Source organism: Enterococcus sp. DIV0294 (assembly GCF_050558155.1).
In the GTDB taxonomy this organism is placed as follows: domain Bacteria; phylum Bacillota; class Bacilli; order Lactobacillales; family Enterococcaceae; genus Enterococcus; species Enterococcus faecalis.
Genome location: NZ_CP187889.1, coordinates 2,346,896 through 2,361,646, shown reverse-complemented (window position 1 = coordinate 2,361,646; position 14,751 = coordinate 2,346,896). Strand labels below are relative to the sequence as shown.

Here is a 14,751-nt window from a genome sequence, read left to right as displayed (position 1 = left end):
CAAACGTTGGTTTTGTTGTCTTTTTGTTATAATTTGCCAAATAATTGAAACAAATACAACATTAAGTAGCTGTAAGTAGCCACAGACCAGAATTTCAATAAAAGAACAATTTTCATGAATTCTTTTAAAGAAATATCTGTAATTCCCGCCACTAAACAAACAATATCATCTGGAGCGAAGGGGACTAACATAGTAAAGATTAAGAGCTTTTTGACATTGTGTTCATTTTTGTCCAAAATCTCTTCAAATTTTTTGTATTTATTGGGTGAAAGGATTATTTTTACAAAGTTACGTCCATAGTAACGAACCAGTAAAAAGCCAATAAACTCACCAATAATCAATCCAAGATAGCTATACAAAAGTCCTTGCAAATTGCCAAACATCAACATTCCTGCAACAGAAGAGATTCCTCCAGGTAGAATAGGGATAATCACTTGGACGATTTGTAAAAGAATGAAACACAGAACCGCATAGTTACCAAACTGTTTAATAAAAGCTTGCAAGGAAGCAACAGAATGAAAAATTCCTCTGGAATATCCCCATAAAATTAAGCCGAAGAAAAGCACCAGTCCAACTAGGGGTAACCACCGAATGAGTCCATTTAAAAATTTTTTCTGATTAGTCATGAGTGGCCTCCTGACGTTTTCGACGGTATTTTTTAAAGCCAAGATAACCAGCCGTTCCCAGTAAAATCGTTCCGCTGACGGCAGTGCCGAGATAAATCATTCTTGGATGATAGGCAAAGGTTAACTGCTGTTTGCCAGCTGGGACTTCAACAGCTAAAAAGCCACCTAGAATGCGTTGTGTTTTTAAGGGTTCTTTTTGTAGCGACGATTTGACTTGCCAATCTTGGTCATAAGGAATGGACGTATACAGTAACTGAGTGTCATTTCCAGGTACATTCAGTGCGCCATTTAAATGGCCTTTTTTAGTTGCATTCACGTGAAGAGCTTGTTGGCGTAATTTGTCAACCGCACGATTAAAGGCTGTTTGGTCTAAAGTTTGAAGTTGCCAATTAGTTAAATCAACCACTTGTTCAGCAGTTAGTGACAGGGTCACGGTAGTTCCTTTTTCAAAATGCCCTAAATTGAACAGTTGATTGGTTGCAATATAAATCGGCGTCGAGATAACTTGTTGGTTTACCTTCAATTGTGTAACTTTTTTCCATTTTAAATTCGGAATATAAAGATGCAAGTCGCCAGTGCTATTCACTTTAAAGGTTGCTTCAATTGTTTCATTGGTATGATGAGGTTCATTTATCAACGAAGCTGTTTTAAAGTAAGGTTTATCCGTCGGCACGAGCGTTTGCAGGAGTTCTTCTTGGGCATCTAAAGGATTATTTTTTGCTAATTTTAACTTGGTTAATGCGGTTGGCGCCAAAAAGCCCATACCGATCGCTTCATCATTTTCCATGATTTTCGTGGAACCAACTGTTTTTAGCAATTTTTCACTCGTAGGTTTTTCAATTGGTAAAAAGTCATATTTCACATTTAAAAGTAAATTGGTTAGTTGTGAATTATCCACATAAGCAATCCGGCGATCATTTTTTCGATATAAACCTAGCGCACTTAATGTGTCTTGGGTAGTGGCAGTTAAAGTCGAAGTATAGCTAGAAACGCCAGCATAGCCATAAAGTAAAGGATTGTTGTAGCCGTTATTGATTTCACGGAACCCTGTTTCTTTGGAAGGAATGACTTGTTTCATGCGATAAAGTTCTGGTGCTGAGGCCATTTTTTCATCGATTAATTGGCTGTGTTTTCGGTAATCTTGGGCAAATGTTGTTTGGCTACCAAAGGGCATGTGTTTAAAAGAAATCCAGAAATTCGTTGTTAATTCTGTGCTGACCAGTAAGAATAAAGCCACGACTACATAGTTTCTTAAGGCCTTTTTGTGTGCTAAACGCAAGCAAAAGAAAATCAACCAAATAAAAAGTAAACTTAGCCATAAATAATTGATCGAAATTAAGAGATTCTTTTGTGGACCATAATACAAAGATCCGTAGCCAATGACTAACAGCAGACTAAAAATAATAGGTGCGGTCCAAGGAATGGTCACTTTTTTAAGCCAAACTTCATAGGCAAAGACAATCAATAAAAAGCTAAAAATAAAGACATTTCGGTAAGGGAAACCAGCTGGGCTTTGAAACATGTGCCAGACAGTGTTAAAGGCTTCTAACCAAAAGCTTAAAAAGAGAATGAATAAAAGAATCGCTGAAGCTATTCTTTCTTTTAACGCAATTTGTTTCGTTTGAAAATAGGCGACACAGAGGAGTGTCACAAATAATCCAGCAAAAACGGTTGGTAAATGGTCTAAACGCAACTCATAATTAATAGAACCTAAGCCTAATTGCGAGAAGAATGAAGTGTTGAACTTAGGCGTTAAAAAGAACGTCGAGACATCAAAATCTGCTTTTTTTGTATAGAGCATTCCTTCTGCTGCAGGTAATAATAAAAAGCTAGTTGCGGTTCCTGTTAAAAAAGAAACGAGGATGAATAACGGACTTTGTTTAAAAAATTGCCGAATAGCATGGGCTTGGGTATTCTTTTTAAAGAACCAATAGATACTGTACAAAACAGCAAAGAGACAAATCATATAACCCATGTAGTAATTCGTCACAATCGCTAAAAACAGGGTTATACTGTATAAGCCCCATTTACGTTGATCCCATAAACGTTGGAGTCCCAATAAGATAAGCGGGAATAGAATCAGTGCATCCAACCACATAAAGTTTTGGCTATAGACGGTGACAAAGCCACAGAAACTATAGGACGTTGAAAAAAGTAACGTGGTGCCATCAACTTTTTGATAAGTGTATTTTAAATAGCTAAACATCGTAGTGCCCATCAAGGCAAGTTTTAAGGTAATAATCCATAAAATTGCTATAGGTAATTGTTCATAAGGAAAAAAGAAAGCCAACACATTAAAAGGGCTCAGTAAGTAATAGGCTGCCAAAGGAACAATCGACTCACCAATCTCATTGGAAAAAGAGTAGAATGTAGTTATTCCCTCGTGAAAAGAGCGTTTTAAAAAACTCAAGAAAGGCATGTATTGTGTGCCTAAATCACTAACTAATAAGTTGTTGTCACCAAAAGGCGCAAGTTGTAATGTCATCCATACAAGCAACAGAAGTAAAAACGGCAAGAAAAAACTTCCTAACCATAAAAGCTTCGATTTGTTTTTCATCAAAATAAGTCCACCTTTATAAAAAAATCATGAATAAGCGTGTTGAACGCTCTAAAAATAGTTTTTAATTGGCTGGCTGGAATGAACCATCCAGAATGTTAGTTTACCATAAGTTCATTAATGTATCCGCTAATAACGCAAAATTATGAAAAATGCAAAAAGTTTTCAAGAAAAAGTTTCAATTGGTTATTAGTGAAAAAGTCACCTAACTTAGTTATAATGTAGAAGAAGACAAGGAGTTGGACAAGATGCAATTAACAATAGAAGAAGCCATTGAATGGATTCATAGCCGGTTACCCTTTGGTTCAAGACCTGGTTTGGATCGGATTAATGCGTTATTAGAAAAAATTGATCATCCAGAAAACAAAGTGCCAACGATTCATATCGCAGGAACCAATGGTAAAGGCTCAACCGTGACATATTTACGCTGTCTATTAGAAGAAATGGGCTTGAAAGTCGGAACCTTTACCTCTCCTTATATTGAATCATTTAATGAAAGAATTGCGATAAATGGTCAACCAATTTCAGACGAACAATTGATTACCTATGTGGAAAAGTATCAACCAATCATTAAAGAATTAGACCAGATCACTGAAGTGGCTGGAATTACAGAATTCGAAACATTGACAGGAATGGCCTTGGACTATTTCGTGAATGAACAAGTGGATATCGCCGTTGTTGAAGTTGGCTTAGGTGGATTACTTGATAGCACCAATGTCGTGAAGCCATTATTGACGGGAATTACGACAATTGGGAAGGATCACACAGAAATTTTAGGTGAAACAATTGCTGAAATTGCCTATCAAAAAGCGGGTATTATTAAAGAAAAAGTCCCAGTAGTAACAGGCAATATTTGTGCTGATGCGCTAGCAGTCATTGAAAAAGTCGCACAAGAAAAACAGAGTCCAATTTTTCGTTTTGGAAAAGAGTATCAAGTGGAATATCTACATCCTGATACACAATGGGGGGAAGTATTTAATTTCTATGGAGAAATGGGCAAACTGACAAAAATTAAAGTTCCCTTGTTGGGACGTCACCAAGTAGAAAATGCGGCGGTAGCTATTCAATTATTTGACAAGTATTGCCAACTACAACATTTGCCGTTTAAAGAACGAGACATTACTCAAGGGTTAGCTAAAGCGCAATGGCCAGCTCGAATGGAACGACTTAGTGATGAACCATTGATTGTTTTAGATGGTGCCCACAATGATCATGCAGTAAAACGCTTAGTTGAAAACTTGCGCAAAGAGTTTCCACAACACACGATTCATATTTTATTTTCAGCTTTAGCAACTAAAGATGTGGATGAGATGATTCAGGACTTAAAGCAAGTACCGAATGCGCATCTTTACTTAACTAGCTTTGATTACCCTAAAGCTATTGCACTTACAGAAATGGAAAAATATGAAGACGATTTAACAGAAATTGTGTCTTTATGGCAATTTGGCTTAGGCGAAATTTTAGAAAAAATGTCGACAGATGATTTATTATTAGTAACAGGTTCATTATATTTTGTTTCTCAAGTAAGAGAATTACTTTTAACTATAGGAGGAAATGATGAAGAAATTTGATGGCGTAATTTTTGATATGGATGGGTTGCTTTTTGATACGGAGTTGATTTACTATACATCTACTCAAAAAGTAGCAGATGCAATGGGGTTACCATATAGTAAAGAAGTCTATTTAGACTATGTTGGGATTTCCGATGAAGAAGTACAAGAGAATTACCGACGTATTTATGCATCCTATGGTCATGACACAGTGGAAGAATTTATCCGCCGTTCTTATGATGATACCTTGCAAGAGTTTCGATCTGGTAACGTCCCTTTAAAACCAGGGGTGGTGGAATTCCTCGACTTTTTAGATGATCAAAAAATTCCTCGATTAGTTGCTTCAAGTAACGTCCGTCCAGCAATTGAAATGTTATTAAGCCATGCTGGAATTCAGGATCGTTTTGTAGGTATTGTTTCAGCAGAGGATGTTAAACGAGCAAAACCGGACCCAGAAATTTTTCAAAAAGCTCGTCAACTTTTAGGAACAGAAGCCCCGAAAACCTTGATTTTCGAAGACTCATTTCATGGGGTAAGTGCGGCTCATAGTGCGGGCATTCCAGTGATCATGGTACCTGATTTATTGCAACCAACTGAAGTTATCCAAGAGAAAACATTACATGTCTTGGAGAGTTTACATCAAGCGCCACATTATTTAAAATAATAAAAACAACACTCCTTTGCGTAGTTTATTAATGACTAGCAAAGGAGGTTTTTTTATGCAAGTATCGGATCTGTTTATTCGCGAGATGCCGAGTGATTGTTTACCACGAGAACGGCTCTTGGCGATAGGAGAAAAAGCATTATCGAATCAAGAGTTGTTGGCGATTCTGTTACGTACTGGCTCAAAAGAAGCAGACGTGATGACTGTTGCCGCAACGCTGTTAAAACAGTTTAAGCAACTTTCTTATTTGCAGCAAGCCACGTTGAACGAGTTAATGGCTATTAAAGGCATTGGCCAAGTGAAAGCCATTGAATTACGTGCGGCCATTGAATTAGGGTGTCGAATTTATCAAAGTAGTCAAATCAAATTTGGCAAAGTTACATCCAGTCAACAAGTCGCTCAACGATTACTCCAAGAGATGAAGGGGCTGCAACAAGAACATTTAATTTGTATTTACTTGAATACCAAGAATGACATTATCCAACAGAAAACGATTTTCAAAGGTTCACTGAATCAAAGTATTGCTCATCCACGCGAAATTTTTCGGGAAGCGGTTAAATATTCTTCTGCTCGCATACTATTAGCTCATAATCATCCATCTGGCAATCCGACACCGTCTCCACAAGATATTCAATTTACCAAACGAATGGAAGAATGTGGCGAAATGATGGGGATTCAATTGTTGGATCATATTATTGTTGGTGATAGCGGATACATTAGTTTGAGAGAAGAGAATTTTTTTGCTTCAGAATGAGGACAATTCTTGCAAAAATATTTTATCACGTGTAAAATGAAAGGGTAATCTTGTTTGGAATTATGTAGACTTTTTAAATTTTTTTAAATATTCTATTGGAAGCGAGCAAAGTTACGACTATTTATGTGCAAATGCACGAGGAGGAACAAAAGAATGGAACAAGGAACAGTAAAATGGTTTAACGCAGAAAAAGGTTTTGGGTTTATCTCACGCGAAGACGGAAGCGACGTATTCGTACACTTCTCAGCTATCCAAGGTGATGGTTTCAAAACTTTAGAAGAAGGTCAAGCAGTGACTTTTGATGTTGAAGATTCAGACCGTGGCCCTCAAGCAGTTAACGTAGAAAAAAACTAATAAAAAATAATCCAAAAACACCTAACATGCGTTAGGTGTTTTTTTGTTAGAAAAAATAGAGAAGAAAAATGGACAAGCATTTTTCTTCTCTATTAAATGAGAGCTTTATTGATCACTAACTGTGGCAGTCATAATCATTGGCAGAATCATTGGATGACGTTCTGTTTGTTCAAACAAGAAAGGCTGTAAAGCGGTCGTCATGGCTTCGCCTAATTTTGCTTCGGTACAGTTTTTATCTTTCATTGCTTCACGTAGAGCATTGAATAAAAGACGTTGGCCTTCATGAATCATATCACCAGACTCACGCATGTAGACAAAACCACGGGAAAGAATGTCTGGACCAGCCATAATTTCTTTATTTTTAATATCAACCGTTGCTACCGCTAAAACTAAACCTTCTTCAGATAAGATACGACGATCCCGTAAAACAACATTCCCGATATCACCGACACCATTTCCATCAACGTACACGTCATTAGCGTTGAAGTGACCAGCAGGACGTGCGCTATCAGCCGTTAAAGCTAAGACATCGCCGTTGCCCATGATAAAGCAATTTTCTTCAGGAACCCCTGTATCTTGAGCGAGCGAAGCATGGATTTTTAACATTCTAAATTCACCATGAACAGGCATGAAATATTTAGGCTTCATCAAACGAAGCATTAATTTTTGCTCTTCTTGTCCACCGTGACCAGAAGTATGGATATTATTGATTTTTCCGTGGATAACTTCTGCACCGGCTTCAGATAATAAGTTGATTAAACGGTTAACGCTTGTCGTATTCCCAGGAATTGGTGAACTTGAGAAAACAACCGTATCGCCTGGTTGAATACTAATTTGGCGATGTGTACCGTTAGCAATCCGACTAAGCGCGGCCATAGGTTCTCCTTGAGAGCCAGTACATAAAATCATTGTTTCATTTGCTGGCAATTGATTCAGTTCCGCCGCATCGACAAACGTTCCTTTTGGCACTTTGATGTAGCCTAAGCGTTCGCCATTGACAATGGCATTTTCCATGCTACGACCAAAAACAGCAATTTTGCGACCTGTTTTCACGGCTGCATCAGCAGCTTGTTGTAAACGGAAAATGTTTGAAGCAAAACTGGCAAAGATAATCCGACCATCAATTTTTTCAAAGATTTTTAAAATAGAGGTCCCAATTGTTTTTTCGGATTTTGTAAAGGTGGGTATTTCAGCATTGGTACTGTCTGAAAGAAGACAAAGGACGCCTTCTTCACCTAATTTCGCCATTCTGTGTAAGTTGGCTGGCTCACCAACGGGTGTAAAGTCAAACTTAAAGTCACCTGTTGCGACAATGTTACCAGAAGGCGTTTTAACCACAACGCCCAAGGCATCAGGAATACTGTGAGTCGTCCGGAAAAAGCTAATCGCTGTTTTTCTAAAACGAATCACCGTATCTTCATTAATTTCGTGTAATTCCGCTTCTCGCAATAAACCATGTTCATCTAGTTTGTTGGTAATTAAAGCCAAGGCTAGTGGTCCTGCATAGATTGGGATATTCGCTTGACGTAAAAGATAAGGAACGCCACCAATATGGTCTTCATGACCGTGGGTAATAACGAGTGCTTTGACTTTATGCAAATTTTGAACGATGTAGCTATAATCTGGAATCACGTAGTCAATCCCAAGTAAATCATCTTCTGGGAATTTGATCCCAGCATCAATAATGATAATTTCATCTTGGAATTGTACCCCATATGTGTTTTTTCCAATTTCGCCTAAACCACCGATTGCAAAAACGCCAGTTTCGTTATTTTTTATGTTTACTTTCATGTTAAAACTCCGTTAGAGTGAAGTCCGCATGTTCTTGCTCGTAAGCAAGATGTTTTTCGTCTAATAATTGAACGTATTCAATATTGTATGGGGTATTTTCTTCAACTAATTGGCGCACGATTACATCGCTATCGGCTTCCATGTAAAGAGATTTTGTGTCTTCTCTTTTTGGGTTTCTGATTTTTGTTTCTTGATAGTATACTTTGTAAATCATCGATTCATTTCTCCTTCAGCTACTAATAGTAGCAATTTATAGTTTTTTTCATTTTAAGACAGAAAATTAAACACAACAAAACGAGGTGCTGATCACCTAAAAAAGAATGCTCATCAAAAACATCTGTTAATGATGAAATGAAGCCTCGACTTTGCTTCATTCTGGGTATTTGATTTTATGTGTTCTTTTTTCAACCGTCCCGTGTGTTGTGAATAACAACAATTAAGCTTATTTTATCATAGAATGATAAGGAAGTATAGAAACACTCACTGGACTTTTAAAAAAAACAAACTTCTTGTTTCGCCTTATTCTTGATCAAGTTCGAGTGCCTTTTTTTTAGGACGCCAATACCAACTTAAGCCAATCACGTGGGCTAAATAAACAATCGCTAAAGTCGTAGTCATCAACGTATTTCGGACAATTAAACACGGAATGGCAAATAAAAGAAACATGGAAATAAATAGTTTCCATTTGCCTTTACGAGTAATTTTTTTCTCAAAGAAGGCTTCTTGGATATATTTTTGATAATAAGAAGAAGCTAAAAATTTGTTATAAAGTTTATCTGAACTACGCATCCAAAAAAAGGCCGTTAATAAATAAAAACCAGTGGTGGGTAAAAGCGGCAAAAAGATTCCTAACGTGCCTAAAGCAAACGTACAGGAACCGAGAAAAATGAAGAATAATTTTTTCATTCAAAGGGTCCTTTCAGTTTTTCCCAATTATGGCACAATCAAAAGGAAGTAGCAATTTTAATCGTATAAGTAAATCATTAAAATTATCTATTTTTTAGAAAATCTAAAAGAGAAAGGATAGAAAGAGAAAGGCTGTTTTTTCTAGCCAGACAGCTTGTATTACCGATTTCTTTTTGATACAGTGGGAGTACTAGAAAATTTAAAGTAAGATAAGAAGGAGATGATTAATTGAAGTTAATGTGGCGTTACACAATGCGTTATAAGAAATTACTTTTCGCTGATTTTATTTGTGTGTTTGGTTTTATTTTAATTGAATTAGGCTTGCCGACCATTTTAGCACGAATGATTGACAAAGGAATTATTCCTAGAGATATGGACTATATTTATCAGCAAGGGATTTGGATGGTTGTAATTACGATTATTGGTGTCGCAATGAATATTTTGCTGGGGTACTTTGGTGCCAGAATTACAACAAACATTGTTCGTGATATTCGTGATGATTTATTTGAAAAGATTCAAACTTTCTCACATAGTGAATATGAAAGTATTGGGGTTTCTTCCTTAATTACGCGAACTACCAATGATGCATACCAAATTATGCTCTTCATGGGAAATATTTTACGTCTTGGCTTTATGACGCCAGTGATGTTTATTGCCAGTCTTTACATGGTGATGCGAACGAGTCCGTCGTTAGGAATGTACGTTTTAGGTGCCTTGCCTTTTCTGCTGCTAGCAGTTGTCGGAATTGCTCGTTTGTCAGAACCGTTATCTAAAAAGCAACAAAAGAACTTAGATGGAATCAATGGGATTTTAAGAGAAAATCTTTCTGGATTGCGGGTAATACGCGCATTTGTTAATGAAAAATTTGAAGAATCTCGTTTTAATAAAGTCAATGAAACTTACACTAAAAGTTCAAAAAGTCTGTTTCGTTTAATGGCAGCAGCCCAACCAGGGTTCTTTTTCTTATTTAATATTGTGATGGTCTTAATCATTTGGAGCGGGACTGTTCAAATCAGCCATGGGGATTTAGAAGTTGGGAATTTAATTGCTTTTATTGAATATATTTTCCATGCGCTGTTCTCGTTTATGTTATTTGCCAGTGTCTTTATGATGTATCCGCGGGCTGCGGTTTCGGCTTCACGGATTCAAGAAGCCTTAGACATGGAACCAGCTATTCGTGAAGAAGAAGGCGTAACAGAAACAGCTACTAAAGGCTATCTAGAGTTTAAAAATGTAACCTTTGCCTATCCTGGACATGCGGAAAGCCCAGTCATCCGCAATGTAAGTTTTAAGGCGTCACCTGGTGAAACAGTGGCCTTTATTGGGAGCACAGGTAGTGGGAAATCAACATTAATTCAATTGATTCCACGGTTTTATGATGTATCAGAAGGTGAAATTTTAATCGATGGAGTGAACGTAAAAGATTACCAACTTAGTGCATTACGCAATAAGATTGGCTATATTCCACAAAAAGCGTTACTTTTTACTGGTACAATTGCTGATAATCTTCGCTACGGTAAGGAAGATGCGACGTTAGAAGAAATGGAACGAGCAATTGACATTGCTCAAGCTACAGAATTTGTTTCACAAAAACCGCAAGGCTATGATGAACCTCTTTCAGAAGGTGGCACGAACTTTTCTGGTGGTCAAAAACAACGTTTAGCTATCGCACGGGCGATTATTCGCAATCCGGAAATTTATATATTTGATGATAGTTTTTCTGCGTTAGATTATCAAACAGATGCAAATTTACGAGCGCGTCTGAAAAAAGAAACAACAGAATCCACTGTTTTAATTGTGGCACAACGTGTTGGAACAATTATGCATGCGGACCGCATTGTTGTTTTAAACGAAGGCGACGTGGTCGGAATTGGCACACATCGTGAATTACTTGAGACTTGTCCAATTTACTATGATATTGCAGCTTCTCAATTGTCAGAGGAGGAATTAGCATGAAACACGCCTTTTCTTCTATGAAACGAATCGGTCGCTATATTAAACCGTACCGAGTGACGTTTTATTTAGTTATTTTATTTACAATATTAACCGTTGCCTTTAATGCAGCGTTGCCTTATTTGACTGGATTACCAACGACAGAAATTAGCCGTAATATTGCGGCTGGCGAATCCATTAATTTTGATTATGTAATCCAATGTTTAATTTGGATTTTAGTTGTGGGAACAGGTTATTGTGTGGCACAATTTTTGTCAGGCTTTTTAATGACGAATGTCGTTCAACAATCCATGCGCGATTTACGTCGCGATATTGAAGAAAAAATCAATCGTTTGCCAGTTTCTTATTTTGATAAGAACCAACAAGGAAATATTTTGTCACGGGTGACGAACGATGTGGATGCTGTCAGCAATGCGATGCAACAAAGTTTTATCAATATTGTTTCAGCAGTCTTAGGTATTGTGATGGCGGTAGTGATGATGTTCTTAATCAATCCGCTGATGGCGATTTTTTCAGTGATTATGATTCCGTTGTCTCTGATTATTTCCAGAACAATTGTTAAAATCTCCCAGAAATATTTCCAAGGAATGCAAAATTCTTTAGGAGACTTAAATGGTTATGTCCAAGAAAATATGACTGGGTTCAGTGTTTTAAAACTATATGGTCGGGAAAAAGAAACCCTTGAAGGCTTTAAACAAGTCAATCATCGTTTAAATGGTTTTGGTTTCAAAGCATCCTTTATCTCAGGATTAATGTTGCCATTGGTTCAGATGACCGCTTATGGGACCTATATCGGGGTAGCTGTCCTTGGTAGTTACTATGTGGTTGCTGGTGTGATTGTAGTGGGGCAATTACAAGCGTTTATTCAATATATTTGGCAAATTAGCCAACCAATGGGGAATATTACGCAGTTGTCTGCAGCTTTACAAAGCGCTTCAGCTTCGACCATGCGGATTTTTGAAATCCTAGATGAACCAGAAGAAGAACTTAACGAACAAGATGTTCCTTTACCAGAACCTATTTTAGGCTCTGTTGAATTTGAAAATGTCAGCTTTAGTTATGACCCAGAAAAACCGTTAATTCGTAATTTGAACTTTAAAGTTGATGCGGGCCAAATGGTTGCGATTGTGGGACCAACTGGCGCTGGGAAAACAACCTTAATCAACTTACTGATGCGTTTTTATGATGTAACAGAAGGCGCCATTAAAATTGATGGTATTGACACGAAAAAAATGAACCGTAGTGATGTCCGATCTGTATTTGGAATGGTATTGCAAGATGCTTGGTTGTATAAAGGTACCATTGCAGATAACATTCGTTTTGGGAAGTTGGATGCCACGGATTATGAAGTTGTCGATGCAGCGAAAACGGCCAATGTGGATCACTTCATTCGGACAATGCCAGATGGGTATGAAATGGAAATCAATTCTGAGGGAGATAACGTTTCCCTTGGTCAAAAACAATTGTTGACCATTGCCCGAGCGGTAATTTCTGATCCAAAAATTTTGATTTTAGATGAGGCGACTAGTTCAGTCGATACACGCTTGGAAGCCTTAATTCAAAAAGCAATGGATCGTGTTATGGAAGGACGAACGAGTTTCGTTATTGCCCACCGCCTATCAACTATTCGTGAAGCTGATTTAATTCTTGTTATGAAACAAGGAGAAATCATTGAAAAAGGTACGCATCATGAGTTGCTGGAACAAGGTGGCTTCTATGAAAAACTATACAATAGTCAATTTGCTGAAGAAGGCGACTATGAGGAATAAAAAAACGGCTGTCTGAAAAGACAGTCGTTTTTCTTGTCTTTTTTACTATGAAAGTGAGGAATTCTTGTCTATACTTAATGAAAAGAGGTGACAGAGTTTGAAAAAAGAATATTTTATTGCTGCTAGTGCAGATGTCTATGGAAACGTACAACTAGCAAAGGATAGTAATATTTGGTTTCAGTCGGTCTTAAGAGGTGACAGTAACACAATTACCATTGGTGAAGGTAGTAATATTCAAGATGGCACGATTATTCATGTTGATGAAGATGCCCCGACAATTGTAGGCAAGTATGTAACGGTGGGCCATCAATGCATGTTACACGGTTGTAAAATCGGTGATGGTGCTTTGATTGGCATGGGTTCAACGATTCTAAATAACGCTATTATTGGAGAAAACAGCCTGATTGGTGCGGGCTCTTTAGTGACAGAAGGCAAAATTATCCCGCCAAATGTTTTAGCATTTGGTCGACCCGCGAAGGTTATCCGTCCGTTAACGGCAGCAGAAATAGCCAGTAATCATATGAACGCCTTACATTATGTTCAACGAGCAGAAGAATTTCGCCAACAAAAATACCCGAAACTAACATAGAATTAGGAGGAAAATGATGAAGAAAATTAAAGTAATGACGGTTTTTGGAACACGGCCAGAAGCAATCAAAATGGCTCCCTTAATCAAAGTTTTAGAAGAGCAAAGTCAAGGATTTGACTCTGTAGTAGTCGTAACAGCGCAACATCGCCAAATGTTGGATCAAGTGTTAGAAGATTTTCAAATTACACCGAATCATGATTTAAATATCATGAAAGATGGGCAAACCTTAACAGATATTACAAGTCGTGTTTTGAATTTATTAACTGAGGTTCTTGTGACAGAACAGCCGGATATTGTCTTGGTTCATGGCGATACAACCACGTCATTTGCGGCTGCATTGGCTGCTTTTTATCAACAGATTCCAGTGGGACATGTGGAAGCAGGATTGCGGACCTGGCAAAAATATTCTCCGTTTCCAGAAGAAATGAATCGTCAACTGGTAGACGTGTTAACTGATATTTATTTTGCCCCAACCACTCAAAGTAAGGACAATTTAATCAAAGAAAATCATCCAGAAGAACATATTTATGTAACTGGCAATACAGCGATTGACGCGATGGCGTACACTGTTGATGCCCACTATCAAAATGATTTATTGGAAAAAATCCCTACAGACCAGCGCATCGTGCTAATTACAATGCATCGTCGTGAAAATTTAGGCCTGCCAATGGCAAATGTGTTTAAAGCTGTTCGTCGACTTGTAATGGAACATCCAGAAATTGAAGTCATTTTCCCTATGCACAAAAATCCCAAAGTCCGTGAAATAGTAGCGGAACACTTAGGTGAATTAGCTCGTGTGCATTTAATTGAACCATTGGACGTCAAAGATTTTCAAAATTTTGCAGCGAAAAGTGCTTTAATTTTAACTGATTCTGGCGGTGTGCAAGAAGAAGCTCCTTCCTTAGGTGTGCCAGTTTTAGTTTTACGAGATACAACAGAACGTCCAGAAGGCGTAGCGGCAGGAACATTGAAATTGGTTGGTACAGACGAACAAGTAGTCTATCAAGAGGCGAAAACATTATTGACTGATTCTGATGCTTACCACGCGATGGCGCATGCACAAAATCCGTATGGGGATGGTCAAGCTAGCCGTCGAATCGTTGAAGCCATTGCCTATGAAATGCAGCAATCAGATAAAAAACCAGATTCGTTTACAGCAAAATAAATAAAAAGGCAGAGAAGCGCTGAAAAATGTGCTTCTTTTGCGTATCTTATTTTGAAGAATCAATTAGACAAAA

Annotated in this window: 13 protein-coding genes; 8 read left to right on the top strand and 5 right to left on the bottom strand. The window is 37.6% G+C overall.

Annotated elements, in window-relative coordinates; genetic code table 11:
• Positions 1–26: 26 nt before the first annotated feature.
• Complete coding sequence (locus IGJ20_RS11505; RefSeq protein ID WP_010822128.1) at positions 27–626, bottom strand: TVP38/TMEM64 family protein; 600 nt, start codon at positions 624–626, stop codon at positions 27–29.
• Positions 619–3,183 (bottom strand): YfhO family protein, encoded by a 2,565-nt coding sequence (locus IGJ20_RS11500; RefSeq protein ID WP_126254859.1) that lies wholly within the window; start codon positions 3,181–3,183, stop codon positions 619–621. The genes IGJ20_RS11505 and IGJ20_RS11500 overlap by 8 nt, the downstream gene beginning before the upstream one ends.
• A gap of 248 nt (positions 3,184–3,431) precedes the next feature.
• On the opposite strand from IGJ20_RS11500, the gene IGJ20_RS11495 reads away from it, so the two are divergent.
• The 4 genes from IGJ20_RS11495 to IGJ20_RS11480 all read left to right on the top strand — a co-directional run bounded on the left by IGJ20_RS11495 (position 3,432) and on the right by IGJ20_RS11480 (position 6,505).
• A complete protein-coding gene (locus IGJ20_RS11495) occupies positions 3,432–4,754 on the top strand; it encodes a bifunctional folylpolyglutamate synthase/dihydrofolate synthase (RefSeq protein ID WP_002355117.1) in 1,323 nt (440 codons plus the stop codon).
• Positions 4,738–5,397, top strand: coding sequence for an HAD family hydrolase (locus IGJ20_RS11490; protein WP_002385286.1), 660 nt, complete (start codon positions 4,738–4,740; stop codon positions 5,395–5,397). The genes IGJ20_RS11495 and IGJ20_RS11490 overlap by 17 nt, the downstream gene beginning before the upstream one ends.
• Before the next feature lie 55 nt (positions 5,398–5,452).
• A complete protein-coding gene (radC, locus tag IGJ20_RS11485) occupies positions 5,453–6,151 on the top strand; it encodes a RadC family protein (protein WP_002365188.1) in 699 nt (232 codons plus the stop codon).
• A 153-nt stretch (positions 6,152–6,304) separates the two neighbouring features.
• Positions 6,305–6,505 (top strand): cold-shock protein, encoded by a 201-nt coding sequence (locus IGJ20_RS11480; RefSeq protein ID WP_002355121.1) that lies wholly within the window; start codon positions 6,305–6,307, stop codon positions 6,503–6,505.
• Between the two features lie 105 nt (positions 6,506–6,610).
• Here IGJ20_RS11480 and rnjA read toward each other — a convergent pair whose 3' ends face one another.
• The 3 genes from rnjA to IGJ20_RS11465 form a co-directional block, all read right to left on the bottom strand.
• Positions 6,611–8,296: a ribonuclease J1 gene (gene rnjA / locus IGJ20_RS11475; RefSeq protein WP_002355122.1), complete on the bottom strand. Its 1,686-nt coding sequence runs from the start codon at positions 8,294–8,296 to the stop codon at positions 6,611–6,613.
• Between the two features lies 1 nt (position 8,297).
• Positions 8,298–8,510: a DNA-directed RNA polymerase subunit epsilon gene (locus IGJ20_RS11470; RefSeq protein ID WP_002355123.1), complete on the bottom strand. Its 213-nt coding sequence runs from the start codon at positions 8,508–8,510 to the stop codon at positions 8,298–8,300.
• Positions 8,511–8,815: 305 nt separating this feature from the next.
• Positions 8,816–9,202 carry a YbaN family protein gene (locus tag IGJ20_RS11465; protein WP_002355126.1) on the bottom strand — a complete coding sequence of 129 codons (387 nt, stop codon included), beginning with the start codon at positions 9,200–9,202 and terminating at the stop codon, positions 8,816–8,818.
• A 228-nt stretch (positions 9,203–9,430) separates the two neighbouring features.
• Here IGJ20_RS11465 and efrA point away from each other — a divergent pair, with 228 nt between their 5' ends.
• From efrA to wecB, 4 genes are all read left to right on the top strand, one after another.
• Positions 9,431–11,158: a multidrug efflux ABC transporter subunit EfrA gene (efrA, locus tag IGJ20_RS11460; protein ID WP_010710228.1), complete on the top strand. Its 1,728-nt coding sequence runs from the start codon at positions 9,431–9,433 to the stop codon at positions 11,156–11,158.
• Complete coding sequence (gene efrB / locus IGJ20_RS11455; protein WP_002365186.1) at positions 11,155–12,924, top strand: multidrug efflux ABC transporter subunit EfrB; 1,770 nt, start codon at positions 11,155–11,157, stop codon at positions 12,922–12,924. The genes efrA and efrB overlap by 4 nt, the downstream gene beginning before the upstream one ends.
• Positions 12,925–13,021: 97 nt before the next feature.
• The gene (locus IGJ20_RS11450) at positions 13,022–13,513 is read left to right on the top strand and encodes a gamma carbonic anhydrase family protein (RefSeq protein ID WP_002368322.1); all 492 of its coding nucleotides are present in this window, start codon (positions 13,022–13,024) and stop codon (positions 13,511–13,513) included.
• Between the two features lie 13 nt (positions 13,514–13,526).
• Positions 13,527–14,678 carry a non-hydrolyzing UDP-N-acetylglucosamine 2-epimerase gene (gene wecB, locus IGJ20_RS11445; protein ID WP_002390715.1) on the top strand — a complete coding sequence of 384 codons (1,152 nt, stop codon included), beginning with the start codon at positions 13,527–13,529 and terminating at the stop codon, positions 14,676–14,678.
• Positions 14,679–14,751 lie beyond the last annotated feature (73 nt).

Excerpts from the sequence above, each read along its gene's own strand:
- IGJ20_RS11505 (WP_010822128.1), bottom strand. The coding sequence starts at position 626 with ATGACTAATCAGAAAAAATTTTTAAATGGACTCATTCGGTGGTTACCC.
- IGJ20_RS11500 (WP_126254859.1), bottom strand. The coding sequence starts at position 3,183 with ATGAAAAACAAATCGAAGCTTTTATGGTTAGGAAGTTTTTTCTTGCCG.
- IGJ20_RS11495 (WP_002355117.1), top strand. The coding sequence starts at position 3,432 with ATGCAATTAACAATAGAAGAAGCCATTGAATGGATTCATAGCCGGTTA.
- IGJ20_RS11490 (WP_002385286.1), top strand. The coding sequence starts at position 4,738 with ATGATGAAGAAATTTGATGGCGTAATTTTTGATATGGATGGGTTGCTT.
- radC (WP_002365188.1), top strand. The coding sequence starts at position 5,453 with ATGCAAGTATCGGATCTGTTTATTCGCGAGATGCCGAGTGATTGTTTA.
- IGJ20_RS11480 (WP_002355121.1), top strand. The coding sequence starts at position 6,305 with ATGGAACAAGGAACAGTAAAATGGTTTAACGCAGAAAAAGGTTTTGGG.
- rnjA (WP_002355122.1), bottom strand. The coding sequence starts at position 8,296 with ATGAAAGTAAACATAAAAAATAACGAAACTGGCGTTTTTGCAATCGGT.
- IGJ20_RS11470 (WP_002355123.1), bottom strand. The coding sequence starts at position 8,510 with ATGATTTACAAAGTATACTATCAAGAAACAAAAATCAGAAACCCAAAA.
- IGJ20_RS11465 (WP_002355126.1), bottom strand. The coding sequence starts at position 9,202 with ATGAAAAAATTATTCTTCATTTTTCTCGGTTCCTGTACGTTTGCTTTA.
- efrB (WP_002365186.1), top strand. The coding sequence starts at position 11,155 with ATGAAACACGCCTTTTCTTCTATGAAACGAATCGGTCGCTATATTAAA.
- wecB (WP_002390715.1), top strand. The coding sequence starts at position 13,527 with ATGATGAAGAAAATTAAAGTAATGACGGTTTTTGGAACACGGCCAGAA.